Annotated in this window: 26 protein-coding genes; 12 read left to right on the top strand and 14 right to left on the bottom strand. The window is 38.6% G+C overall.

Going from position 1 to position 23,221, the window contains the following annotated elements; genetic code table 11:
- Nucleotides 1–16 precede the first annotated feature (16 nt).
- Nucleotides 17–634 (bottom strand): hypothetical protein, encoded by a 618-nt coding sequence (locus tag HUS24_RS07470; protein WP_173911483.1) that lies wholly within the window; start codon nt 632–634, stop codon nt 17–19.
- Between the two features lie 182 nt (nt 635–816).
- On the bottom strand, nt 817–1,416 hold the full coding sequence (locus HUS24_RS07465) for a TetR/AcrR family transcriptional regulator (RefSeq protein ID WP_173911482.1): 600 nt from the start codon (nt 1,414–1,416) through the stop codon (nt 817–819).
- 156 nt (nt 1,417–1,572) lie between these two features.
- Here HUS24_RS07465 and HUS24_RS07460 point away from each other — a divergent pair, with 156 nt between their 5' ends.
- The 6 genes from HUS24_RS07460 (at nt 1,573) to HUS24_RS07435 (ending at nt 10,194) form a co-directional block, all read left to right on the top strand.
- Complete coding sequence (locus HUS24_RS07460; protein ID WP_173911481.1) at nt 1,573–3,360, top strand: acyclic terpene utilization AtuA family protein; 1,788 nt, start codon at nt 1,573–1,575, stop codon at nt 3,358–3,360.
- 136 nt (nt 3,361–3,496) lie between these two features.
- Entirely contained in the window at nt 3,497–4,435 is a 939-nt protein-coding gene (locus HUS24_RS07455; RefSeq protein WP_173911480.1) for an SDR family oxidoreductase, read from the top strand.
- Nucleotides 4,432–6,045, top strand: coding sequence for an acyl-CoA carboxylase subunit beta (locus HUS24_RS07450; protein ID WP_173911479.1), 1,614 nt, complete (start codon nt 4,432–4,434; stop codon nt 6,043–6,045). Before HUS24_RS07455 ends, HUS24_RS07450 begins: the two co-directional genes overlap by 4 nt.
- Before the next feature lie 111 nt (nt 6,046–6,156).
- Nucleotides 6,157–7,314 (top strand): acyl-CoA dehydrogenase family protein, encoded by a 1,158-nt coding sequence (locus tag HUS24_RS07445; RefSeq protein WP_173911478.1) that lies wholly within the window; start codon nt 6,157–6,159, stop codon nt 7,312–7,314.
- Between the two features lie 13 nt (nt 7,315–7,327).
- Nucleotides 7,328–8,164, top strand: coding sequence for an enoyl-CoA hydratase/isomerase family protein (locus HUS24_RS07440; RefSeq protein WP_173911477.1), 837 nt, complete (start codon nt 7,328–7,330; stop codon nt 8,162–8,164).
- A gap of 83 nt (nt 8,165–8,247) precedes the next feature.
- Nucleotides 8,248–10,194: an acetyl/propionyl/methylcrotonyl-CoA carboxylase subunit alpha gene (locus tag HUS24_RS07435; protein WP_173911476.1), complete on the top strand. Its 1,947-nt coding sequence runs from the start codon at nt 8,248–8,250 to the stop codon at nt 10,192–10,194.
- 47 nt (nt 10,195–10,241) lie between these two features.
- On the opposite strand, the gene HUS24_RS07430 is transcribed toward HUS24_RS07435, so the two are convergent.
- The 6 genes from HUS24_RS07430 to HUS24_RS07405 form a co-directional block, all read right to left on the bottom strand.
- Nucleotides 10,242–10,670: a roadblock/LC7 domain-containing protein gene (locus tag HUS24_RS07430; RefSeq protein WP_173911475.1), complete on the bottom strand. Its 429-nt coding sequence runs from the start codon at nt 10,668–10,670 to the stop codon at nt 10,242–10,244.
- A gap of 12 nt (nt 10,671–10,682) precedes the next feature.
- Nucleotides 10,683–11,216 (bottom strand): ATP/GTP-binding protein, encoded by a 534-nt coding sequence (locus tag HUS24_RS07425; protein ID WP_173911474.1) that lies wholly within the window; start codon nt 11,214–11,216, stop codon nt 10,683–10,685.
- Nucleotides 11,217–11,227: 11 nt separating this feature from the next.
- Entirely contained in the window at nt 11,228–12,193 is a 966-nt protein-coding gene (locus HUS24_RS07420; protein ID WP_173911473.1) for a hypothetical protein, read from the bottom strand.
- Between the two features lie 514 nt (nt 12,194–12,707).
- Entirely contained in the window at nt 12,708–13,367 is a 660-nt protein-coding gene (locus HUS24_RS07415; protein ID WP_173911472.1) for a hypothetical protein, read from the bottom strand.
- A 28-nt stretch (nt 13,368–13,395) separates the two neighbouring features.
- On the bottom strand, nt 13,396–13,824 hold the full coding sequence (locus tag HUS24_RS07410) for a ClpXP protease specificity-enhancing factor (RefSeq protein ID WP_173911471.1): 429 nt from the start codon (nt 13,822–13,824) through the stop codon (nt 13,396–13,398).
- An 11-nt stretch (nt 13,825–13,835) separates the two neighbouring features.
- Nucleotides 13,836–14,489, bottom strand: a complete 654-nt coding sequence (locus HUS24_RS07405; RefSeq protein WP_173911470.1) for a glutathione S-transferase N-terminal domain-containing protein — start codon at nt 14,487–14,489, stop codon at nt 13,836–13,838.
- 121 nt (nt 14,490–14,610) lie between these two features.
- Here HUS24_RS07405 and HUS24_RS07400 point away from each other — a divergent pair, with 121 nt between their 5' ends.
- Entirely contained in the window at nt 14,611–15,003 is a 393-nt protein-coding gene (locus tag HUS24_RS07400) for a hypothetical protein (protein WP_173911469.1), read from the top strand.
- Between the two features lie 71 nt (nt 15,004–15,074).
- Here HUS24_RS07400 and rpsI read toward each other — a convergent pair whose 3' ends face one another.
- Complete coding sequence (rpsI, locus tag HUS24_RS07395) at nt 15,075–15,461, bottom strand: 30S ribosomal protein S9 (RefSeq protein ID WP_173911468.1); 387 nt, start codon at nt 15,459–15,461, stop codon at nt 15,075–15,077.
- Between the two features lie 12 nt (nt 15,462–15,473).
- Nucleotides 15,474–15,902: a 50S ribosomal protein L13 gene (gene rplM / locus HUS24_RS07390; protein ID WP_173911467.1), complete on the bottom strand. Its 429-nt coding sequence runs from the start codon at nt 15,900–15,902 to the stop codon at nt 15,474–15,476.
- 357 nt (nt 15,903–16,259) lie between these two features.
- On the opposite strand from rplM, the gene HUS24_RS07385 reads away from it, so the two are divergent.
- From HUS24_RS07385 to HUS24_RS07365, 5 genes are all read left to right on the top strand, one after another.
- Nucleotides 16,260–16,688: a hypothetical protein gene (locus tag HUS24_RS07385; protein ID WP_173911466.1), complete on the top strand. Its 429-nt coding sequence runs from the start codon at nt 16,260–16,262 to the stop codon at nt 16,686–16,688.
- 57 nt (nt 16,689–16,745) lie between these two features.
- Nucleotides 16,746–17,726, top strand: coding sequence for a 4-hydroxythreonine-4-phosphate dehydrogenase PdxA (pdxA, locus tag HUS24_RS07380; protein WP_173911465.1), 981 nt, complete (start codon nt 16,746–16,748; stop codon nt 17,724–17,726).
- Nucleotides 17,727–17,842: 116 nt separating this feature from the next.
- Nucleotides 17,843–18,670: a pilus assembly protein PilJ gene (locus HUS24_RS07375; RefSeq protein ID WP_173911464.1), complete on the top strand. Its 828-nt coding sequence runs from the start codon at nt 17,843–17,845 to the stop codon at nt 18,668–18,670.
- A 290-nt stretch (nt 18,671–18,960) separates the two neighbouring features.
- Complete coding sequence (gene rsmA, locus HUS24_RS07370) at nt 18,961–19,773, top strand: 16S rRNA (adenine(1518)-N(6)/adenine(1519)-N(6))-dimethyltransferase RsmA (protein ID WP_173911463.1); 813 nt, start codon at nt 18,961–18,963, stop codon at nt 19,771–19,773.
- Between the two features lie 3 nt (nt 19,774–19,776).
- Nucleotides 19,777–20,628: a symmetrical bis(5'-nucleosyl)-tetraphosphatase gene (locus HUS24_RS07365; protein WP_173911462.1), complete on the top strand. Its 852-nt coding sequence runs from the start codon at nt 19,777–19,779 to the stop codon at nt 20,626–20,628.
- A gap of 86 nt (nt 20,629–20,714) precedes the next feature.
- Here the strand turns inward: HUS24_RS07365 and HUS24_RS07360 are convergent, their stop codons facing one another.
- The 4 genes from HUS24_RS07360 to HUS24_RS07345 all read right to left on the bottom strand — a co-directional run bounded on the left by HUS24_RS07360 (nt 20,715) and on the right by HUS24_RS07345 (nt 23,202).
- Nucleotides 20,715–21,164, bottom strand: a complete 450-nt coding sequence (locus HUS24_RS07360) for a DUF2147 domain-containing protein (RefSeq protein WP_173911461.1) — start codon at nt 21,162–21,164, stop codon at nt 20,715–20,717.
- Nucleotides 21,165–21,484: 320 nt separating this feature from the next.
- Entirely contained in the window at nt 21,485–21,916 is a 432-nt protein-coding gene (locus HUS24_RS07355; protein WP_173912509.1) for a DUF2147 domain-containing protein, read from the bottom strand.
- A 235-nt stretch (nt 21,917–22,151) separates the two neighbouring features.
- On the bottom strand, nt 22,152–22,820 hold the full coding sequence (locus tag HUS24_RS07350; protein ID WP_173911460.1) for an LrgB family protein: 669 nt from the start codon (nt 22,818–22,820) through the stop codon (nt 22,152–22,154).
- A gap of 10 nt (nt 22,821–22,830) precedes the next feature.
- Entirely contained in the window at nt 22,831–23,202 is a 372-nt protein-coding gene (locus HUS24_RS07345) for a hypothetical protein (RefSeq protein ID WP_173911459.1), read from the bottom strand.
- Nucleotides 23,203–23,221 lie beyond the last annotated feature (19 nt).

Genomic DNA, 23,221 nt, shown 5'->3' with positions numbered 1-23,221 from the left:
TTTTATAAAGGTGGAATTAAGCAATTTTTGCTTTTAAATCTTGTAATTTCATGGCACTAGGTGGAACAACTGTGCCATTGTCCATCCACAGTTCAAAACGCATGGGATTAAAAAACATCGCTGGTGTAATATCAAATTCGATAAACTTCGCTTCACTTTTACCCATCATCGGTAAAATAGTATTAATAAACCAACTGTTATGCGTGATCAGTAAGGATTTCAGTTGTCCTGTCACGGATAAAGGTGAAAGCAAAGTCGCAGATAGTTTTGGGTCATCAATGACATCTGTATGGAATTTTTCTAAACGCTTGGCTAAACCTTCAGTCGGGATATCTTGCATCGCTGCAACAAAATCGCCCAAGGTTGGAATAAAACGATGATGAAAATCCACCAATAAATGATCTTTCTCACACAGGTCTTTAACTTCGATACTTGCACCTGCATTGTTCTGAAAATGATGTCCAAAGATCGGAATAATGACTTCCTGCACACCCCAAAAAGTATGCAAAATCCGATGACGATTGTCGGTACAGAGCATTTTTGTACTGTCGATCAAAGCATGAATGTCGATGTAGTCTTCAAGTTCACCACCACGACGCTTTTGTGAAATTTGAGCATGTTGGACTGGATTCATTGTTGTAATTTTATTGTTTTAAAGTCAGTAGATTAGCAAAATATTATCACAATAAAAATCATTTTTTGATAGCGTGCGTTAAGTTATGACGTTTAGTTTTTATTCAGATTGCTTTTGAGGTGTTTTATAATTCATTTAAAATCTCTTATATTTTATTCTATGTTGTCATTCTTTGAATCGAATTACCGCATCACCATTTCCCACACCATTTCCGTCAACTCATCCAAAGAAATTTTGCCTTTGGGATTATACCAAGTCACTGTCCACGCAATTGCTCCACCCAATAAACGACGCCAAATAAACGCATCTTGCTGAATTTTGCCTTGATCTTTTAATTGTTGAATGACATTTAGCCAAATATTTTCATAATCATTGCGCAGTTTTAACAGTTCGTCTTGGCGCTGTTTAGATAGCGCAAACCATTCATAAACCAAAACTGCCATCGCAGAACCTGTATCACCTGTGATCGAAGTCAGTTCAGCATGAATTAAATTTTTCAACTGCTGTTCTAAGTTTTCTGATTTGGCAACCGCCTGTTCCAAACGTGCGTGGTTATACACAATAGTTTGGTGCATGACGTTGGCAAGGATGTCATCTTTACTTTTAAAATGATGAAATAAACTGCCCGATTGAATTCCAATAAAGTTTGCCAGTTCTCTGACGGTGGTTTTAGCATAGCCTTGTTTATGAAATAAATACGCAGCACCTAATAACAAACGACCACGCGGGCTGTCATCAAAACAAGCAATAGGTTCAATTTCTGTGATAGACCTTGCAATCATAACAATGCTTTCATCCTTGAGCTTTAAAATTATTGACATGAAATTTAACAGATTTGCCAATTCAGCATAGCATTTTGCACTTTACAAACCAAGCGCTTGCTTGGTAGATTAAGTATAAATTTTATTCACCACAATGAAAACAAGATAGGTAGGAAAATGGAAGATCAACGTGTAGTCAAAATTGGATGTGCTTCAGGTTTCTGGGGTGATACCAATACAGCAGCATTTCAGCTCGTACATTTATCCGATATCAATTACTTGGTTTTTGATTATCTTTCTGAAATTACCATGTCGATTATGGCAAAAGCTATGATGACAGATCCAAGTCATGGTTATGCTTTAGATTTTGTCAGCCGTGTCATGACACCATTATTGAAAAAAATCAGTGATAAAAAAATTAAAGTGATCAGTAATGCGGGTGGTGTCAATCCATTGGCATGTCGTGATGCTTTAGAAAAAGTGATTCAAGCACAAGGGTTAGACTTAAAAGTAGCTGTGGTTTTAGGGGATGATTTATTGCCACAAGTTGCCGAATTACAAAAACAAAATATCAAAGAAATGTTTAATGGTAGTGATTTGCCTGCCCAACTTGCCAGTTGCAATGCTTATCTTGGTGCGATTCCTATTCGAGATGCACTCGACTTAGGTGCGGATATTGTGATCACAGGGCGTGTAGTGGATTCAGCCGTTGTACTTGCGCCATTGTTGCATGAATATCAATGGTCACTGAATGATTATGACAAACTTGCACAAGGTTCATTGGCAGGGCATATCATCGAGTGTGGCGCCCAGTGTACAGGCGGAAACTTCACGGATTGGCGTTTGGTTGAAGGCTTTGACAATATGGGCTTTCCGATTGTTGAAGTAACTGAAAATGCAACATTTATTGTTACTAAACCGCAAGGTACTGGTGGTCTGGTATCGACAGCAACCGTTGCAGAACAGATTGTTTATGAAATTGGCGATCCACAAGCGTATTTATTGCCTGACGTGACAGCGGACTTTTCCAAAGTTCATTTAGAACAAGTGGGCGAACATCGTGTTCGTGTAAGCAATGCTTTAGGGCGTGCACCGACAACGCAGTATAAAGTGAGTGCTACGTATCCTGATGGCTATCGTGTGCAAGTCAGTTTTATGGTGGCAGGGCGTGAAGCACCTGAAAAAGCACAAGCAATTGCTGATGCGATTTTAAATAAATGTGAGCGTGTTTTGTCATTACGTTCAGTCCCACCATTTACTGAAAAATCAGTTGAACTTTTAGGTACTGAAACCACTTATGGCGCACATGCACGTATTCACAATAATCGTGAAGTCGTGGTGAAAATGGCAGTGAAACATCTATTTAAAGAGGCGTGTATGTTCTTTGCCTCAGAAATTGCCCAAGCTTCGACAGGTATGGCGCCAGCCCTCACAGGGTTGGTTGGTGGTCGTGCAAAAGCGTCACCAGTGATTAAACTTTTCTCTTTCCTTGTAGATAAATCAAAACTAGATATTCAAATCGACATGAATGGTCAGCGTCAAAAAGTGGAGATTCCTCAAGGGGCAGCAGACCAGTCATTACCTCAAAATAGTCTAGCTGAAGTTGCACAATTTACAGGTGATGAAATAGAAGTGGCATTGATCGAGATTGCACATGCACGTAGTGGAGATAAAGGCAACCATAGCAATATCGGTGTAATCGCACGTCAGCCTGAATATTTACCTTGGATTCGTGCAAATTTAACACCTGAAAATATTGCACAGTATATGCAGCATGTTTTAAACCCAGAAACCAGTAAAGTGATTGGTTATGAACTTGAGGGTTTAAATGCGCTGAACTTTATGTTGGAAAATGCCTTAGGGGGTGGTGGAATTGCAAGTCTACGCATTGACCCACAGGGCAAAGCTTTTGCACAGCAGTTATTAGATATGCCTGTGAAAGTACCGAAGGGGTTGGTGAAATAATTAAATTTAAGACCTCTCCTGAAAGGAGAGGGAATCTCTCTAGTAATTTTCGTAATGGAAAACTCCTTCTCCCTTCGGAATAAGTTTGGGATGAGGGGCTTCTAGGAAATCAAAGAAAACACATTGGAAATAAAAAATGCAATATCACTCAGTATTTAGACAAGATGCTTTTCAAGACAAAGTTATTATCGTGACAGGTGGTGGTTCAGGCATTGGGCGTTGTACTGCGCATGAACTGTCAGCTTTGGGCGCACAAGTGGTTATCACAGGGCGTAAAATTGAAAAGCTTGAAAAAGTCAGCAAAGAAATTAATGAAGATGGTGGCAAAGTCCATTTTATTGTCTGTGATAATCGTGACGAACAACAAGTCAAAGACATGATTGCAGAAGTAATTGAAAAGTTTGGAAAACTGGATGGTTTGGTGAATAACGCAGGCGGTCAATTCCCTTCAAATCTAGAAGGTATTTCAGCCAATGGTTTCGATGCAGTGATTCGTAACAACTTACATTCAACTTTCTATTTAATGAAAGAAGCTTATAACCAATGGATGGCAAAGCATGGCGGCAGCATTGTAAATATGGCAGCCGACATGTGGGGCGGTATGCCGGGTATGGGACATTCAGGTGCTGCACGTTCAGGCGTGGACAATCTTACCAAAACGGCTGCAGTAGAATGGGGACGCTCAGGTGTACGTGTCAACTGTGTTGCACCAGGATGGATTATTTCTTCGGGAATGGACAATTACACAGGCGATTTTGCCAAATTTATCATTCCAAGTTTAGCGTCCAATGTGCCATTGAAACGCATGGGCACAGAGTCTGAAATTTCATCAGCAATCGTATATTTGCTCTCAGAAGCAGCAAGTTTTGTTTCAGGCGTGACCATTCGTGTAGATGGGGCTGCATCACAAGGTACTCGCATGTATCCACTGGCTGATGCAACCAATAGTACCTCATTCAATGGTTTTCATCGTGCTTTTATTCCAGATGTCTTAAAAGATCAACTTGAAAAATCAGAGCAAAGCGCTACTCAAGCAGAAGGTGAAAAATCTCAACAGCAAGGAGATTCAGCATGACGATTCTTCAGTCTGAAATTGCAGTAGGTAGTGAGCAATATCAGCAAAATCAAGCCGCTTTATTGGCACAAATCGAAGAAATTCGTGCCATTCAAAACAAAAGTGTTGAAAAGTCTTATGCCGCAAAAGCGAAGTTTGATAAGCGCGGCAAAATTTTACCGCATGAGCGTGTGCGTTTAGCCTTGGATGCAGATTCACCATTTATCGAGTTATGTAGCTTGGTTGGCTACAACATGCATGATGACAAAGATGGCTCGGATGCAGGTGGTGGCATCATTTCAGGAATTGGTTTTGTGAATGGTGTACGTTGTCTGATTTCAGCGAGTAATAGTGCGATTAAAGGCGGAACAGTTGCACCAATGGGGGTGCATAAAACCTTGCGTTTACAAGCGATTGCGATGCAACAAAAACTCCCGATGCTGACTTTAACTGAAAGTGGGGGCGCAAACTTAAACTATGCAGCAGAAGTTTTTACCGCAGGGGGAACAACTTTTGCCAATCAAGCACGAATGTCTGCAGCAGGAATACCGCAAATCTCAGTGGTACATGGTAATGCAACCGCAGGCGGTGCGTACCAACCCGGTCTATCTGACTATGTCATCACAGTGCGTAAGCAAACGGAAATGTTGCTTGCAGGTCCACCCTTGTTGCTTGCTGCAACAGGTGAAGTTGCCACTGCTGAAGAGTTGGGCGGTGCAGAAATGCATGCGCAAGTTGCGGGCACTGCCGAGTATTTAGCAGAAAATGATGCGGATGGTATCCGTATTGCTCGTGATATTTTTAAACATTTAAATTGGAAAGAACAAACCACTACGCATCAGGTGGAATATAACGAACCACGTTATGCCATTGATGAGTTGCTCGGCATTATTCCTGCTGACCCAAAACAACCTTTAAATATGAAGGAAGTGGTAGCACGGTTAGTCGATGACTCAGATTTCTTTGAGTTTAAAAATGAATACGATGAACATACCGTATGTGGTTGGGCAAAAATCGGTGGTTTAAATATCGGCATTATTACCAATAATGGTCCAATTACACCACAAGGTGCAGCTAAAGCTGCACAGTTCATACAACTCTGTGAGCAAACTCAGCGACCGTTATTATTTTTACACAATACCACAGGCTTTATAGTGGGAACGGATGCGGAGCAGAACGGCATTATCAAACATGGTTCGAAGTTGATCCAAGCAGTTGCCAACAGCACTGTGCCAAAAATATCCATTGTGGCGCATGGCTCATATGGGGCAGGCAACTATGCCATGTGTGGTCGTCCACTGGCACCAGATTTTATTTTTGCATGGCCAAACTCACATGTAGCAGTGATGGGATCTGCCCAAGCAGGAAAAGTCTTACGTATCGTGGCAGAAGCCAAACAAAAAGCATCAGGCATGGAACCTAATGTACAAATGCTAGATTTTCTAGAGCAAAGCACGGCTGCAAAATTAGAGCAACAATCAACCGCTTTGGCCAATACCGCGATGTTGCATGATGATGGCATTATTGACCCACGAGATACACGCAAGGTTTTGATTTTCTTGCTGCAAACAATTTATGAAGCACAGCAACGTCAGTTAAATCCGACACGTTTTGGCGTGCCGAGGTTTTAAAAATCTCCCCTAACCCCTCTTTGATAAAGAGGGGGACTCCTCCCTTTAAAAAGGGAGGTTGGGAGGGATTTAGAGATTAAAAACAAATATTTAAATTAAGGGCAAAACAAAATGAAATTTACAGCAGAACATGACGCATTACGCCGTACCGCACGCCAGTTTGTAGAAACTGAACTCAATCCTTTTATTCCTGAATGGGAAGCGGCTGGACGTTTTCCGATTCATGAAGTATTTAAAAAAATGGCAGCTTTGGGCTTGCTGGGTATTTGTAAGCCTGAGGAAAATGGCGGTTCAGCACTGGATTATTCTTACAATCTCGTAGTGGCTGAAGAGTTAGGTCGTGCGGCATGTGGCGGTGTTCCTTTGGCAATTGGGGTACAAACCGATATGGCAACCCCTGCATTGGCACGTTTTGGTAGCAAAGAATTACGTGATGAATTTTTAACACCAGCCGTTGCAGGTGAATATGTCGCAGCGATTGCAGTATCAGAAGTTCACGCAGGTTCCGATGTTGCTGCAGTAAAAACTACGGCCAAAAAAGATGGTGATGATTATGTGATTAACGGCAGTAAAATGTGGATCACCAACTCATTGCAAGCAGATTTTTTCTGTTTATTGGCAAATACCTCTGATGATAAACCGCATGTGAATAAATCCATGATCATCGTGCCTGCGAAGTCAGCAGGGATCAGCTTTTCAGAGCCATTAAATAAATTAGGTATGCGTTCAACCACAACGGCACAAGTTTATTTTGATAATGTGCGTGTACCGCAGCGTAACCTCGTGGGTGCTGAGGGTATGGGCTTTATGATGCAAATGATGCAATTCCAAGAAGAGCGCATGTGGGCTGCTGCCAATGCCATTGGTGGTTTAGAACACGTGATTAAACAAACCATTGAATATACCAAAGAGCGTACTACTTTTGGTCAACCCTTGATTAATAATCAATATGTGCATTTCCGTTTTGCTGAAATGATGACTGAAGTGGAAGCTTTACGTGCCTTGACTTATCGTGCTTGTGAAATCCACGTGGATGGTGGTAATGCCACAGAAATTGCGTCTATGGCAAAGCTCAAAGCAGGACGTTTGACCCGTGAAGTCGCGGACAGTTGCCTACAATATTGGGGTGGCAATGGCTTTATGTGGGATAACCCTGCATCCCAATTGTATCGTGATGGTCGCTTAGGTTCGATTGGTGGGGGTGCAGATGAAATCATGCTCGGTATCATCTGTAAGCTGATGGACATTTTGCCACGTAAGCAAAAATAATCAGGAGAGTGACATGAGTTTATCGCATTCTCTTGAAAATGTTCAGATAGATGGCAGTATTCAACTAGAGCAACAAGCAGGTATTTTAACGATCTGGTTAAATCGTCCGGAAAGCCGTAATGCCATGAGTTTGAGCATGGTGCAGTCGATTCAGGCCGTTTTTACCGCCATTCAAGATGATCTGAGCATCCGAGCAGTGGTGTTGCGTGGTAAAGGCGGACATTTTTGTGCCGGTGGCGATATTAAAGATATGGCTGCCATTCGTATGCAAGCTGCCTCTGCAGGCAATAACCAAGCCTATGTAGATTTTAACCGTAGCTTTGGTGCTTTGATTGAACAGGTCGATACTGCACCACAGACCGTTGTTGCAGTCCTTGAAGGTGCTGTCTTAGGTGGTGGTTTTGGTTTGGCATGTGTGTCTGATGTTGCAATTGCACATGCTGATGCTCAGTTTGGTTTACCTGAAACAGGTTTGGGCATTCTACCTGCCCAAATCGCGCCTTTTGTGGTGAAACGTATTGGCTTAACTCAAGCACGTCGTTTGGCATTATTAGGTTCACGTTTTAAAGGGCAAATGGCATTAAATGTTGGATTAGTTCATCAAGTTGCACAAGATGACACTGAGTTATCGGCTCAATTGGCAGAGGTGATTCAGCAAATTAAACGCTGTGCGCCACAAGCCTCTCGTGCGACCAAAGCTTTATTGCACCGTACTTTAAATGAAGCATTAAGCTCATTACTTGATGATGCAGCACGTCAGTTTGCTGATGCAGTTGCCAGTGAAGAAGGCGTTGAGGGCACGATGGCATTTATTCAAAAACGTCATCCAAATTGGTTTGATGGAGAATAAGTTTTCTATTGATTGAAACATGTATAGCAGAAAACTGATTCAATATTTTTAAAAGTATAAAACCAAGAATAGGGAAAACGAGAATGGCATTTTCCAAAGTATTAGTAGCCAACCGTGGTGAAATTGCAGTTCGTGTCATGCAAACCGCTCAAGCGCTCGGTTATGCAACTGTGGCGGTCTATTCAGATGCAGACCGTAATGCACGCCATGTACACGTTGCAGACGAAGCAGTACATATCGGGGCTGCTAAAGTTTCAGAGTCTTATTTGTCGATTGAAAAGATTATTGACGCATGTAAAAAAACAGGTGCGGATGCTGTGCATCCAGGTTACGGTTTTTTATCGGAAAATACTGATTTTGCAGCTGCATGTGCAGAACATGGGATTACTTTCATTGGTCCTCCTGCGGCTGCGATTGAGCTGATGGGCAGTAAACGCTTATCCAAAATTGCCATGATTGCGGCTGGTGTGCCTTGCGTTCCAGGCTATGAAGGCGATCAGCAGGATATTGATTATTTAGCACAACAAGCCAGTCAAATCGGTTATCCACTGATGGTAAAGGCTTCGGCAGGTGGTGGTGGACGTGGTATGCGTCTAGTTCAAGATGCTACGGATATTGTTGAAGCATTAAAAACAGCACGATCTGAAGCTGAAAATGCTTTTGGTTCAGGAGAATTAATTCTTGAAAAAGCTGTGATTGCACCACGTCATGTAGAAATACAAGTATTTGGCGATACACAGGGCAACTATGTGTATTTGTTCGAGCGTGATTGTTCAATTCAGCGTCGTCATCAAAAGGTAGTCGAAGAAGCACCGTGTCCAGTTATGACGGAAGATTTACGTCAACGTATGGGGGAAGCGGCTGTGGCTGCGGCTCGTTCATGTGCCTATGTCGGCGCAGGAACAGTTGAGTTTTTACTGGATCAGTCGGGCGAGTTTTATTTCTTAGAAATGAATACTCGTTTGCAAGTTGAACATCCTGTCACGGAAATGATCACTGGGCTAGATTTGGTCGAGTGGCAACTACGTGTTGCGAATGGTGACCCCTTACCTTTACAACAAGATCAATTGACATTGAATGGACATGCAATTGAGGTACGGTTATATGCCGAAGATCCTCGCCAAGACTTTTTGCCACAAACTGGCAAAGTATTGCGTTGGCAAGCGGCTGAACTTCCTCATGTGCGTATTGATCATGGCATGATGCCAAGCGATGAAATTAGTCCATTTTATGATCCGATGGTGGCAAAAATCATTGTACATGCTCAAACTCGCCAAGATGCTATTCGGCTTTTGGCACGTGCAGTAGATGATTGTGTATTGCTCGGTGTAAATAGTAATAAACAGTTTTTGGTCAATTTATTACGTCATCCAATCATCGTGGCAGGCGATACCAATACGGCATTTATCCAAGAACATTTCCAAGATGATGTTAGCTTACATAAGCAAAATTTGAGTTTAGAGAATTTAGCCATTGTGGCTGCACTGTTTACCAATGCTTCTAGTCATAGTAGTTGGAATACGGGTATTGCTTTGGCTTTGCCATTGAAACTCAAAGTAGATGAGCAACAATTACAGGTTTTGGTTAAACGAGATCACAACTGGGTAACAGTTGAACTATGTGGGCAAACGCAAAGTATTGAACTTGTTGAGCAAACGGCAGAACAACTTATCTATGTATGTGATGGTGTACGTCGTAAAATCGCATATGTCCAACAAGGTGATATGCTGTATTTGGATGCGCAACATGGCAATATTCAGGTTCAAAATATCACCTATTTGCCTCCTGAAACAGCCGATGTGGCTGGAGATGGTAAGATTCGTGCGCCGATGGATGGTGCAATGATTAATATTTTGGTGAACTCTGGCGACACAGTCAGTAAAGGGCAAACCTTGATTGTGTTAGAAGCGATGAAAATTCAGCAACAAATCAAATCCGATGTGGATGGCGTTGTTGAGGAAATCATTGCGCAGGTTGGGCAGCAAGTGAAAAAACGTCAAGTTTTATTAAATATTCAGGCTGATGCTTAATTAATTTAATCTAGAAAAAGCCATCTGATGATGAGATGGCTTTTTGTTTAATTATTTAGTGAGTCAGCTTGATCATGTTTGACAATGTTATTGCTGGCTTCTTTTAAACTATACAGTAATTGTCCCAACAAAATATCTTTGGCAGCCAAAGTCACGATTACCATTGGATGTTTGTGCGCAGGCACAGCCGTGAGAACTGCTTTACCATTTTCAGCATCAAGGGTAATGCTTTGACAACCTGTTAATTGAATTTCCCCTAAAAACGCACTGACCATCGCTAAAATCGAGCTACTCACTGCAGCAAGTTTGCCTGAGTTATAGTTATTCTTTCGATATTCCGAGCATAATTCAAAACCATCTGTTGAACATGCCATAATAAAATCAATGCCTTTGACGTTTATTAAAACATCATGTAGTTGAGCTTTACTAAAAGCAATCAACTCATCAGGCGCACTACGCTGTTCAGCAATATTCAATCAGGTATTCCTCTATAAGTACTTAATTTCTAAGGTTGTAATTAAGGTTTCAATGAGCATTAAAATATCATCTTTTTTGCGTGCGTCTATAAAAAATAAAGGATAATTCAAGTTATTTTGTATTAACCATGTGCGGTACTGATGACTCGATGTTTCGATATTTTCATCAAGATGACTAATTCCAATCACAATGTTTTCGCCATATTGTCTAAATATGTCAACATAGTATTGCAGTTCATCCAAACTATTGGCATTGCTGTGGTCTATCAGAATAACCGTGCCAATCGCACCTTGGCAGATCACCCCCCACATAAAATCAAAGCGTCCTTGTCCAGGCGTTCCATATAATTCTATTTTATGACCATCTTCTAAGGTGATTTCGCCATAGTCAATTCCCACAGTGGTATTGAGTTTCTGATGACGTTCTTGGTCGGTATTCAAGGCTTCAGTCGCTAATACTGTAATTTCAGACAGGGCTTTAATGGCTTCCGTTTTTCCAGCCCCCATTGAACCAGCAAAAACAATTTTATATTTTTGAATAATCATTGATTGTCATCCTAAAAGCCAAAACGGCGTTTTAATTTTCCAAAAAAACTGCGAAGTATACTGACATCTTGAGGATTTTCTTGCGGATGGTTTTGGTCAAATTGGCAAGCTTTGGTGCTGACCAATTCCGCATTGTGTATTGCTAAATTTGCATTAATAAAACGTTGAACAACTTGCACATCAATGCCTAATTTATTGGCAACATGTTGAACTTCTGCGCCCTGTATAAAGCATGCAGAAAGTTGCAAAATTAATTTACGATCAGTTGCGGTAGGTTGTGGCCAAAACTTTAATTTAAAATGTGCCGATGCATGCGGAAGTACACACAAGTGTGGTGAGTTCCAAACCAATGCAAATAACCAATTTTCTAAATTTAAAGAATATTTTCGAGAAACATGGGCAAAGTCTTCAATAAGGGCAGAATCATATTGGAGTGAGCCATCAGTGTGTAGTTGTGTACGTTCGCTATTCACCCAAGCACAATGCTGATGATGATCAACGATGGCAAGGCTACCAAATTGATCAAAAAGATGCACTTTCCAATGCAAATTTTCATAGATATCAGCAATAAATTGAACGTCTAAAAGAGGAAAATCTTGTGAAGTGGTTGAGATGCTTTCAGGAGGTGTTTCTAGTTCAACATGGAGATGATCCAGCACATGAGTTTCCAGCCAACTTTTTAAATATTCTGTATCTTGGATCGGTAAGCATAAGGTATGGTCTACAATCTCTTTTTGAGAAAGGTTATCTTTGGATATTTTTAAGTACGCTAAATTATTTAAAAAAATAATTTTTTGGATATTCTCAGTTTCAAAAAAGAATTCGTGAATCAGTACGAAGTGAATATCTGCTTCATTTAATTTTCCCCAATAAATATCCAAAGAAGATGGAATAACTTCACGCAGTTTTGATTTGAGCTTTTCAGTTGTAACTAATCCTAGTCCTGAAATTGCGATATTGATACGTGGTTTATTCATAATATCACTTTAAGGAAAAATGAAGAAAATACAGAATATCTAGCGCTATAAACCAAAGTTATATTGTATAAATAAACGTCTCTGAGCTTGAATAAATATCGAAGTATAAATTCAAGTAAAAACTCTTTTTAAAGATTTTAAACCTAATAAAGACGTTTATCCTTTATAAGCTGAGGTTTTAATTTGTGTTCTATGTCACATATTTTAAATATATGTGATAAATTAAACATTTAATTAAAAATCAAAGATATAGTGTGTATTTATTATATAAAATACAGTATTTAAAGCAATGAGTTTTATTTATTATTGCATTTATTTTTATATCTAAATAAGAAATAGTGAATTTAAAATATGGTATGGAAAAATTGTTTTAGTTGAATATTATAGGCATAAAAAATATAAGGTTTTATGGATAGATATTTTATAAAGTTAAAAATATAAAACCGCAATAAGTTTATAGTGTCTTATTGCGGTTTCAATCATAGATAATGACTAAAGTGGAGTTTAAATAAATTTAAGCAAATACTTTTTGTAATGCTTCAAATAAAATCCAAAGAACCACCAAAGCCACAATAGGTTCGCATACTTTTGCCCATGCTGGATTTAGAGGTGCTGTTGTTTCTGTCAAGATCGGTTCGGCTTGAACATGTTCTTTTTGCATACTGACCATTTGATTAAACTCCTTCATGGTTTCATCCAATGATATCTCTTCTTGCATGATAGGTTTAGAACCTTTCAACTCTTTTAGCTCATTGGTTGACCAAACCCAATCATCGGCATGCCCAGATAAATGCTCAACTTGTCCCAAGATCAGTTCACGTAAACCTACTTTTCCAAAACTCCCTGTTTCATCAAGTTGTTTTAACTCTTTCAATTGGAGTTCTAAAACTTCAATAGTGGCATTTTCCAATTCAGTTTTTTTTAGTTTTGAATGGTTGTGCGGCGAAGTTGTGAGGTGTCGAGCAATTTCTTGAACATATAAATGATCAACATTTTGTATTTCTCGATAGACTACATCTTCATTTTGCTTCCAAAGATGCACCAATTTCCCTAAAGTAAGCGCATTAATCTCAAGTAAATAATTCTTTCTTTCTTCTGGAGTGTATTGGTTTAAAAGCTGAGGCTTTTGGATCTTAATCTGCTCAGCAAAATATTGTACGAGATCAAAAGCCATTCAGGTCTCCTTATATATCAGTAAGTTTTTAATCTAAAATTCTTAGGCTTGGTTTTTTCTTTGCTGTTTCAACGTCTTCCGTTGTATCAGCTGGTGATGTTTCAGCGGTATTTTCAACATTAGCATATTCTTCAGGATCGAAAAATAAACCTTGTCCATTTTCACGAGCATATAAGCCGAGTACGGCATTAATGGGTACATAAATATCTTTAGAAACCCCACCAAAACGTGCAGAGAAAGTAATTGCTTCATTACTCATATTCAACATATGCACTGCATGCGGCACAATATTTAAAACAATTTGCCCATCTTGGATAAATTGGGTTGGTACATCGGTATAGGGTTGTGTTGCATCCACTAAAAGATAAGGGGTTAAGTTATTGTCACAAATCCATTCATAAATTGCACGAGCAAGATATGGGCGTGTTGGTGTTAAGTTTAATTCTGGTTCAGACATGAGAAATTACTCTATTCTTTGGCTAAAAATTCTTGAAAACGATTTTTTTCTTGAAGTGTCATAGACTTCAAAAAGCTTGGTCGATTAAAAATTCGTTGGCAATATAATAAAATTGGACGACATTGTTGCTTTGGTAATTCAATTCCCATTTGTTTTAACCGTATGAAAATTGGCGCTAACATGCAATCTAAAATTGTAAAGCTTTCCGACATAAAATAAGGGAAATGCTGAAACAGTGGCGTTAATGAAATCAAAGTATCACGTAATTGTTTTTGTGCTTTTTTCTGTGCATCAACATTTAAAGTATCGGGATGACGCAGCATAATGTCAGCAAGTTTGAGCCAATCTTGCTCAAAACGCCAAATATACTGACGTTGTTCAGCGCGAGGTGCAGGGGCATCGGCATAAAGTTTGTTTTGACGATAACGATCATCAATATATTCAGAAATAATCGCCGTATGAAATAATTTTAGATCATTTTCGATAAGCATAGGCAATTGATTATAGGGATTTAAACTGGCTAAATCCTCATCATCTTCATCGACAATAATCAAATTATGCTTAATTTGTTTTTCTGTCAGGACAAAACGAACCCAATGCGAACGGAAATCATCTGCATGACTATACAACGTAATCCCTTGTTGAGGTGCATTTTCGACTGACATATTCCAATAGCTAGATAAAGTGAATAAACTAGGATACTAAAAATAGCCAATAAAATCACCTTAACTTTAAAAAGCTTACGCTATCAACTAAATTTAAAACAAACTTAACTATGGATCGTTTATGAATTTATTAAAACTTAGTACAAAGTTATTTCTCACCGTCTGTATTGCGATGAGTATTTCAAATATTTATGCAACGCAGCAAGATCCTAATGCAGCAGAAGGCGCAGAAGTTGCTACAGGCTTGTGTGATGCTTCTGAAATGTGTGAGATTATTGATTCGATCGCAGAGGATTCTAATAACTCGACGAATTCTTGTGATGGGATTGAAAACTGTACGGTGGTTGCAGCTTCATGTAATGATAGTCCAAATGCAGCTGCATGTAATGTTGATCCTGAGCCGACTCAGCAATCAAATACAGTCATCAAAAAATATATGCAAAATGGTTGTGAGATTACAGAATATGGACAAGATGCGGTAATGGATTGTTCAATGAAAGATAGTCGAAAGTAATTTAAAAGTTTTTATTTATCCATAAAAAACCTCGGCAAAAGCCGAGGTTTTTGTCCGATTCGGTAAACGAATTAACGTTTAGAGAATTGAGGACGTTTACGAGCTTTACGTAAACCAAGTTTCTTACGTTCAACTTCACGAGCATCACGTGTAACGAAACCAGCTTGACGAAGAGCAGGTTTTAAAGTTTCATCAGCAGCGATCAACGCACGAGTAATACCGTGACGGATAGCGCCAGCTTGACCACCGATACCACCACCAGTAACAGTGATGTAAAGGTCATATTTATCAGTAGCTTCTAAAAGCTCAAGTGGTTGGTTAACCACCATACGAGCAGTTTCACGACCGAAGTACTGTTCAAGAGTACGGTTGTTAATTACGAGTTTACCAGTACCAGCTGATAGGAAAACACGTGCAGTTGCGGTCTTACGGCGACCTGTACCATAGTTAGTAGCCATGTGCTGTATCCCTTAGATGTCCAAAACTTGTGGCTGTTGAGCAGTATGAGGATGCTCACTACCAGCGTACACTTTCATTTTCTTGATCATTGCATAACCAAGAGGACCTTTTGGCAACATGCCTTTTACAGCACGTTCGAAGATTTCTTCTGGTTTGTGAGCAACTAATTTTTCAAAATTAGTTTCACGGATACCACCAGGGAAACCAGTGTGGCGATAATATTTCTTATCAAGTGACTTGTTACCAGTAACTTGTACTTGCTCGGCATTGATCACAACGATGTAGTCACCAGTGTCAACGTGAGGTGTATAAGAAGTTTTGTGCTTACCGCGTAAACGACGAGCGATTTCAGTCGCAAGGCGACCTAAAGTTTTGCCAGAAGCATCAACAACGTACCAGTCGTGTTGAACTTCAGCAGGCTTAGCGCTGAGAGTTTTCATTAAACCACTACCTATTATAGTTGGTTTGGACTATGGAAGCTGTCCAAACAAAAAGGAGTGAAAATTCTACCTGAAACTTGAAGAATCCACAATTGAAATTTAGAATTTCAAGCGCATTATTCTATGGTTTTTAGCTTATTAAAGCAACAGTTGACTTAGCGCTAGCAGAGACAGTTCATCGTCAATAGTGTGTGATCTAAGGTGTTCTTGTAAATTTAAGCAGATTAATTAGTGTAAAGCTTTGTTTTTATCTTGAGTTTTATTTAATGTGGATGAGTGTAAAGAAAATTAAAATTAGCCAAGTGCTTTAGCATTAAAAAATGAAATTGTCCCTGAGAAAGTAAAAGGTATTATCTAATGAAAACTGATCAAAGACAGCCCCCAAATCAAAATAATCATATGATTGATAATATTGAAAAAGTAAATTTTAATTCAATAATGGTATGCAATTTAATGAAATTTTTGACAGGATTTGTCTTTTTTGCACTATTCCCATTATCTATCATTCTTTTCTTTATGGGGATACCGTGGGGATATGATGCTTTCGATACTCTTTTTGTCATTGCGATATTGAGTGGAGCTTGGTTGTTTATCATTATGTTACCGTTTATTGGAAGCATAGTTTATTTAATGATGTCTGATCAATTGTTTTTAGCACATTATAAAAAAGCATGGAAAATACTGGGATACATTTGTTTGACGGGTTTTATTCTGATGAGTATTTCTGAATATGCTCACTATTTAGGTATTATAACCAGTCGTTATGAATTAAATTGGAATCATTAAGCGATTTTAGTCAATCATTTAATATGGCGTTATACTAAAGCTCATTATTTATAGGTTGTGAATCTTATGCTTCCTTTATATGTTACCAGTGGTGAACCCGCAGGCATTGGCCCTGATATCTGTTTAAGTTTAGCTGATCGTGTAGATGAACGTCCAATCGTGGTCTTGGCGGATATCAATATGTTGCGTGATCGTGCCAAAATTTTGAGTAAAAACATTGAAATTATCGAGTATCAACAACAAAAACAATCATCTGAACAAGCTCAACTTTATGTTGAACATGTACCTTTAAATGAAGATGTGGTGTTAGGTAAGCTAAATCCAAACAATTCAGCTTATGTGTTAGAACAACTTCGTCGTTCAGCTTATTATGCAATGAACGGGCAAAGTGTTGGTGTAGCGACTGCGCCTGTACAAAAATCCGTGATCAATGATGCAGGTATTCATTTCAGTGGGCATACTGAATATTATCAAGAGTTTGCAGGAGTAGAGCGCGTTGTGATGATGCTTGCGACTAAAATTCTACGTGTTGCACTTGCTACAACGCATTTGCCATTACGTGATGTTGCAGATGCCATTACCAAAGCGCGTTTGCATCAAGTCATCGATATTTTGATTCATGATCTTAAAACTAAATTTAAAATTGAACATCCACATATTTTAGTCTGCGGTTTAAATCCACATGCAGGTGAGGGCGGTTATTTAGGGCATGAAGAAATCGATACGATTAATCCTGTGCTAGAAAGTTATCGAGCGCAAGGCGTGAATATGAGTTTAAGCTTACCTGCGGATACTTTATTTACCCCTGAAAATTTAAAAGATGCTGACGCAGTTTTAGCCATGTATCACGATCAGGGTTTACCTGTGTTAAAGTCACAAGGCTTTGGTGAGGCGATTAATATTACTTTGGGGTTGCCTTTTATACGAACTTCGGTCGATCACGGTACAGCACTTGCGCTTGCAGGTACGGGAGAAGCTAAAAGTTCAAGTTTACAAGTGGCGGTGGATTTGGCGCTTGAGTTGGCGCAAGAAAAATAAAAGACTTTCTCCAATCAATCTCTTAAGTTAATAAAATTACAGTAAAATCAAGTGTAAGTACCATTGCTTAAGAGATCTAATAATTATTCACTTTAATATATAACAATGGAAATTTTATGATGTTTGACAACAAAAATGATAGAAAATTACAATCCAAATCTCGTGTTATCCATACTTTTTGTGGTATTGCGTTTGCTTCATTGCTGAGTGCCTGCTCGGGCTTAGGTGTAGATCATAGTGTGTGTGATTTGCGTGTATTGTCTCTGCAAATTCCAAAACAGTCGGCAGAGGCACTCACAGGCTCTGAACAAGCAATTAATGAATTAAAAAAGACTCAAGAAAAATTAAAACTGGTTTTACCAAGCGCAGTTAAACATTTGAAAGATCAAAGTGATGTAGAAATTTTACATGAAGATGCTGAAGCAATTTATGGCAATATTGCTCGTATTGTTCAAAACCAAAAAAATCTAAATCATATCTATGATTATACGCTTGCTGTTGCAGAAACTGTCCCTGGGATTCAAGCAGAATACAACTTGATGCTGAATATGATGACTCGCGAAAATTACCCCTCAACGCAAGTGCTGATCGCAAAAAATCAAGTTTTTATTGCTGAGCGTATGTTGCGTTCATTGTCAGGTATTACGAATAGTAATGAATTCCAAGTAAATAATATTGAAGATTTTTCTGCAGATCTTGAAACGTTTAACATTTATCTTAAGGCACAGTTAAATGGGAATCTTGAGTTAGGTGTTACACGTGTTAATAATCCACAACTCAGATTAAGTTTAGAAGCCATCAAACGTGATGTAGATGAGATTTTAATCGCAGGTTCACTCAATCTCAATCAAAACGCTGAACAAATCATCCGAGTTTCATATGCAGTCAAGGATAACCAAGCAAAATCCGCTGAAATTTTTAATAAACTAGAAAAGATAGAGTAAGGTTGATTGAGATATTCATGCCTTGAAATGCTAAATTTAAAGTTTCTAAATGGTTGAAGAAAGGTGATTTATGATCACCTTTAGGCTTTTTAGCCCTGTATAAAAACAAAAGATATAGATACAGTTTTTTGTGATCTCTCACGATCTGAGTTGAGCTGTGTTAAAATATTTAAACTTAGGTGAAGTGTTTAAGTTGTGTTCTTGAGCGATCTTGTTGAATATTTTAGCTCGTATTAAATTAAACACGCTTCACAGTTTTTTATCACTACTCTCATGTTGGAAATGTTTTTATGTATCAAATTAATGCCTTAAACCCAAAAGATGAAGGGCATCACACGCGAAAGCGTTTTGGACAAAACTTCTTACATGACCAACGTGTGATCGCAAAAATTGTCCGTTCTGTTGCACCTCGTTCAGGGGATAACATTGTTGAAATTGGTCCGGGTCTAGCTGCACTGACTTCACCTTTGATTGGTGAATGTGATGCCTTAACGGTGGTTGAGTTAGACCGTGATTTGGCTGCTGGTTTACCGGGACGAGTACCACACCCTGAGCGTTTAACGATTATTGAAACAGATGCTTTGAAATATGATTTTACTGCGCTTTTTCAGGAAGGTCGTCCTCTACGTGTGGTGGGGAATTTACCTTATAACATTTCAACGCCATTACTTTTTCACCTCTTAGAATTTGGTGATAAAGTCAAAGATATGCATTTTATGTTGCAAAAAGAAGTAGTTGATCGTATCACTGCTTCTCCAAATACCAAAGAATATGGACGCTTATCGGTCATGATTCAGTATTATTGTAAGCCAACATTTTTATTTGAAGTACCACCAGGATCGTTTAATCCACCACCGAAAGTGACCTCTGCGGTGTTTCGTTTAGAACCCTATAAAACCAAACCGATTGTGGCAAAAAGTGAAAAGGCATTGGCACGTTTAGTGGCGCATGTATTTACGCAGCGCCGTAAAACTTTACGTAACAGTTTAAAAGGCATGTTAGTTGAAGATGGTTTTGAACTTGCTGGTGTTGACCCAATGGCGCGACCTGAAACCTTAACTTTGGCTGAGTTTGTAGCATTGTCAGATCAAATGGTGGCTTAACTAATGACTCGTGCAATTCGATATAATTATGTAATTGGTGATGTACAAGGTTGTTTTGAAGCATTAAAAGCCTTGCTTAAAGAAATTCAATTCGACTCAGATCAAGACTTTATTTGGTTTGCTGGTGATCTGGTTGCTCGTGGTGAAAACTCGGTAGGTGCGATTCGCTTCATCAAGAAACTCTGTGAACGTGGTGCAGCCGCAACAGTCTTGGGAAATCATGATTTAAATTTACTCGCAGTTGCACGTGGTATTAAAAAACTTAAGGACAAAGATCGTATTGATGATGTGATTCATGCCTTAGAAAGTGATGAGTTGATCGAATGGTTGCGTAGGCAGCCTTTGTGTTTATTTCCTAATGAATACACCATACTGACCCATGCAGGCATTCCGTGTATTTGGGATGCAGAACAAACAGCACAATTGGCAAAAGAGGTTGAGGCTGTCATAGCGCATGAAGATTTTGAGGTTTTAGATACATTTTTGAAAGACATGTATGGCACAGAACCTGATATATGGCATGACGATTTAATAGGAAATGCACGTTTACGTTGTATTACCAACTACTTAACTCGTATGCGTTTAACTGATGTGAATGGTCGTTTAGAGTTTAGTTTTAAAGACGCATTAGATGAGCCGATGCCTGAAGGTTTTCAACCTTGGTTTGAATATGACTGCAAAGCCGCTAAAACTCATCAAGTGATTTTTGGACATTGGGCAGCCTTACAAGGTAAAACAGTAAAGCCTCAGATTCAAAATGTGGATGGTGGTTGTGTGTGGGGATATCAACTGCTGGCTTATCGTTTAGAAGATCAGAAAATGTTTGCAGTGGATAATCCTGTACCACTTTATTAAACAGCATGAAAAATACCGCAAATTTGCGGTATTTTTCATAGATCATTTATTTTTCAAGCTTAGGTAGTGTAGATAACACAATAAAACTATTCAACGCGGAGCCAAGTTTGACTACGACCTAAAACCGCCGTACCTAAATAACCTCTTAATCTTAAAATTTTACCATTTTGATTTAATTTCGCTTTTAGGCTATAGACCTTACCAGTCAAAGGATCAAGAATTTTACCTTGATCATAGTCTTTATCCTTAACATGCTTGAGCCCAGTAATGATGTTTAAACCCAGCACAGGTTTATTGGTATATGGTGCAGGACAGTTTACGCACAGCTCTTTAGGTGTATAACCAGGTCTTGGTGTGATTTTGATAATCGTACCTGTATATCCGCCACGATTGTCTTTTTTTAAAGCAATCTGTGCCTTCGCTTCTCCAGATTGATCATCGATTTGTTGCCAAACTCCTGAAATATCTTGTGCCAAAGCAAATGTACTTATACAGAAGCCAAGCAGGAATGTTGCCATTTTTATTTGAACTTTCATCTTACTTTCCCTGTGAATAAGATATGAGATTAAATACAAGTAGGCATTCATAAAACATGAAAATTATACTATGGTCAAGCTATAGTTGTGAGAGCGGTAGTCGTTTATTTATAGTGAAAGTTTTAAATAAATTTGCTATTTAAAAATAAGATTTAAGCGATTTTTTATTGGTTAAAATATTCTTTTGAATATGCGTTGTTTATATTAAGTATTTTAAAATATTTACGCATGAATTTAGACATCCTTGTCTATTTATTTCAGTTTAATATCTGTTATGCAAATATTGCGCTTAAAATAAAAACAGTAAAGTCCCAAAGAATTTATTGAACTCTTACCCAAGTTTGGCTACGCCCAATGGTTGAAAAGCCATAATAACCACGAATATTAAGCTTACTGCCATTTTGTGACATTTTCGCTTTTAAACTGTATAAACGACCTGTATTTGGATCTAAGATTTTACCTTTTTCATATTCAAAGTCATTGATTTTTTGTAAGTTTGTAATTGCTTTCATGCCTATAATTGGTTTGTTGGTATAAGGCGCAGGACAATTTACACATAATTCTTTCGGTTGATACCCGACACGTGGCGTCACTTTGGTAATAATGCCATAATATGTACCATTCGCATCTTTTTTAATCTCTACAATACCTTTTGGCGAGCCAGTTTTATCATCAATACTTTGCCAAGATCCTGTAATATCTTGTGCAAAAATTGCTGTACTTATACACGCCAAAGTACCCACCCCAAGCATTTTAAATACATTTTTCATAGTACGTTTTCTCATTCACATTTCAATTTTTGATATTGTACACATGTTCATTAATTAGGATGAGTTTGCCATATTATTCAAATCATGAGCAAATATTATTTTTATAGTGTGACATGTATCACGTATTTTTAACAATAGTGACATTTTTTGTTAGCGTTATGAAATGCGTATTTGAAAATAAAAAAGGTTGTTCGATCAACAACCTTTTTTAAGTGAATTATTGAATGAATAAAATGAAACTCGGTAACCAAATGGCAGTAAATACAGCATTTACAGCCATACCAAAGGCAGCGTAGCGACCAGCCACAGCACCACGTTGCCATGCTTGTGCTGTTCCAATGGCATGTGCAGCCAATCCCAAAGCCAATCCTGATGCACGTTCATCATTGATATTACGCAGAATAATTGAAGAAAATGCAGCACCAATTACTCCTGATAAAATCACGATCAAAATCACTAACGAAACAGGGGAATGTAATAAAGTTGCAATATTAATGGCGATCGGTGTGGTAACAGCACGTGTTGCAAAAGCCATAATGGTCGGTTCAGACATATGTAATAGATATGCCAAGCCCATCGGCAATGCTACAGCACTGATACTGGCAAATACTAAAATACCTACGACTGATTTGATGGGTAAATCATCATAGCGCATGGCTGCTAGAGGGATGGCAAGTGCTACGGTGACATAACCTAAGAGATGGCTAAAAATGCCATTCATTTGCGTATTATATTGTTCATAAGGAATTTTAAATAACATTAAAATTCCAATGACGAAGAACATCGCAATAACCAATAAAGGTACTTGAGGAAATCTTTTATTAACAGGTTTTGCCGCCAAATAGGCAATCAGGGTGATGAAAAAACCAGTAATAATACTTAACATGTTGATCTCCCTATAACCATTTTTTTGCCATTTTTGCATATATCCACAAAGGGATCAGCGTACTGACAAACATAACCAGTAAAAATAAGGGAATTTCTTTGCCCATACTTACCAACATCAATAATGAACCTGCACAAATTGGCAGAAAAGCAAAACCACTTTCTTTCATTAATTTGTTATTGGTATCGACTAAACGAGGTGGGATTTTTCTAAATCTACGCCAAACCACCAACACAATCAGTAGACTCAGTAAACCAGTTAAATTGCCCAATTCTGGATGGTTGAATAGCCCCATGATCCATACTGAAGCTTCACGAAAGAAAATGATCAGTGCAATGGTACAAATCCATGCCTGCCAATCAATATTTTTGAACAAGTCCATGCTATTTTTTAATCAACTC

The sequence above is a fragment of the Acinetobacter sp. Marseille-Q1618 genome, from assembly GCF_902809855.1.
Classification (GTDB): Bacteria; Pseudomonadota; Gammaproteobacteria; order Pseudomonadales; family Moraxellaceae; genus Acinetobacter.
This window is presented reverse-complemented; position numbering and strand designations above follow the sequence as displayed.

Excerpts from the sequence above, each read along its gene's own strand:
- HUS24_RS07465 (WP_173911482.1), bottom strand. The coding sequence starts at position 1,416 with ATGATTGCAAGGTCTATCACAGAAATTGAACCTATTGCTTGTTTTGAT.
- rplM (WP_173911467.1), bottom strand. The coding sequence starts at position 15,902 with ATGAAAACTCTCAGCGCTAAGCCTGCTGAAGTTCAACACGACTGGTAC.
- HUS24_RS07445 (WP_173911478.1), top strand. The coding sequence starts at position 6,157 with ATGAAATTTACAGCAGAACATGACGCATTACGCCGTACCGCACGCCAG.
- HUS24_RS07355 (WP_173912509.1), bottom strand. The coding sequence starts at position 21,916 with ATGCTTGGGGTGGGTACTTTGGCGTGTATAAGTACAGCAATTTTTGCA.
- HUS24_RS07345 (WP_173911459.1), bottom strand. The coding sequence starts at position 23,202 with ATGGACTTGTTCAAAAATATTGATTGGCAGGCATGGATTTGTACCATT.
- HUS24_RS07415 (WP_173911472.1), bottom strand. The coding sequence starts at position 13,367 with ATGGCTTTTGATCTCGTACAATATTTTGCTGAGCAGATTAAGATCCAA.
- HUS24_RS07460 (WP_173911481.1), top strand. The coding sequence starts at position 1,573 with ATGGAAGATCAACGTGTAGTCAAAATTGGATGTGCTTCAGGTTTCTGG.
- HUS24_RS07435 (WP_173911476.1), top strand. The coding sequence starts at position 8,248 with ATGGCATTTTCCAAAGTATTAGTAGCCAACCGTGGTGAAATTGCAGTT.
- HUS24_RS07455 (WP_173911480.1), top strand. The coding sequence starts at position 3,497 with ATGCAATATCACTCAGTATTTAGACAAGATGCTTTTCAAGACAAAGTT.
- HUS24_RS07365 (WP_173911462.1), top strand. The coding sequence starts at position 19,777 with ATGACTCGTGCAATTCGATATAATTATGTAATTGGTGATGTACAAGGT.
- HUS24_RS07400 (WP_173911469.1), top strand. The coding sequence starts at position 14,611 with ATGAATTTATTAAAACTTAGTACAAAGTTATTTCTCACCGTCTGTATT.
- HUS24_RS07420 (WP_173911473.1), bottom strand. The coding sequence starts at position 12,193 with ATGAATAAACCACGTATCAATATCGCAATTTCAGGACTAGGATTAGTT.
- HUS24_RS07385 (WP_173911466.1), top strand. The coding sequence starts at position 16,260 with ATGAAAACTGATCAAAGACAGCCCCCAAATCAAAATAATCATATGATT.
- HUS24_RS07350 (WP_173911460.1), bottom strand. The coding sequence starts at position 22,820 with ATGTTAAGTATTATTACTGGTTTTTTCATCACCCTGATTGCCTATTTG.
- HUS24_RS07375 (WP_173911464.1), top strand. The coding sequence starts at position 17,843 with ATGATGTTTGACAACAAAAATGATAGAAAATTACAATCCAAATCTCGT.
- HUS24_RS07470 (WP_173911483.1), bottom strand. The coding sequence starts at position 634 with ATGAATCCAGTCCAACATGCTCAAATTTCACAAAAGCGTCGTGGTGGT.
- HUS24_RS07410 (WP_173911471.1), bottom strand. The coding sequence starts at position 13,824 with ATGTCTGAACCAGAATTAAACTTAACACCAACACGCCCATATCTTGCT.
- HUS24_RS07425 (WP_173911474.1), bottom strand. The coding sequence starts at position 11,216 with ATGATTATTCAAAAATATAAAATTGTTTTTGCTGGTTCAATGGGGGCT.
- rsmA (WP_173911463.1), top strand. The coding sequence starts at position 18,961 with ATGTATCAAATTAATGCCTTAAACCCAAAAGATGAAGGGCATCACACG.
- HUS24_RS07405 (WP_173911470.1), bottom strand. The coding sequence starts at position 14,489 with ATGTCAGTCGAAAATGCACCTCAACAAGGGATTACGTTGTATAGTCAT.
- rpsI (WP_173911468.1), bottom strand. The coding sequence starts at position 15,461 with ATGGCTACTAACTATGGTACAGGTCGCCGTAAGACCGCAACTGCACGT.
- HUS24_RS07440 (WP_173911477.1), top strand. The coding sequence starts at position 7,328 with ATGAGTTTATCGCATTCTCTTGAAAATGTTCAGATAGATGGCAGTATT.
- HUS24_RS07360 (WP_173911461.1), bottom strand. The coding sequence starts at position 21,164 with ATGAAAGTTCAAATAAAAATGGCAACATTCCTGCTTGGCTTCTGTATA.
- HUS24_RS07450 (WP_173911479.1), top strand. The coding sequence starts at position 4,432 with ATGACGATTCTTCAGTCTGAAATTGCAGTAGGTAGTGAGCAATATCAG.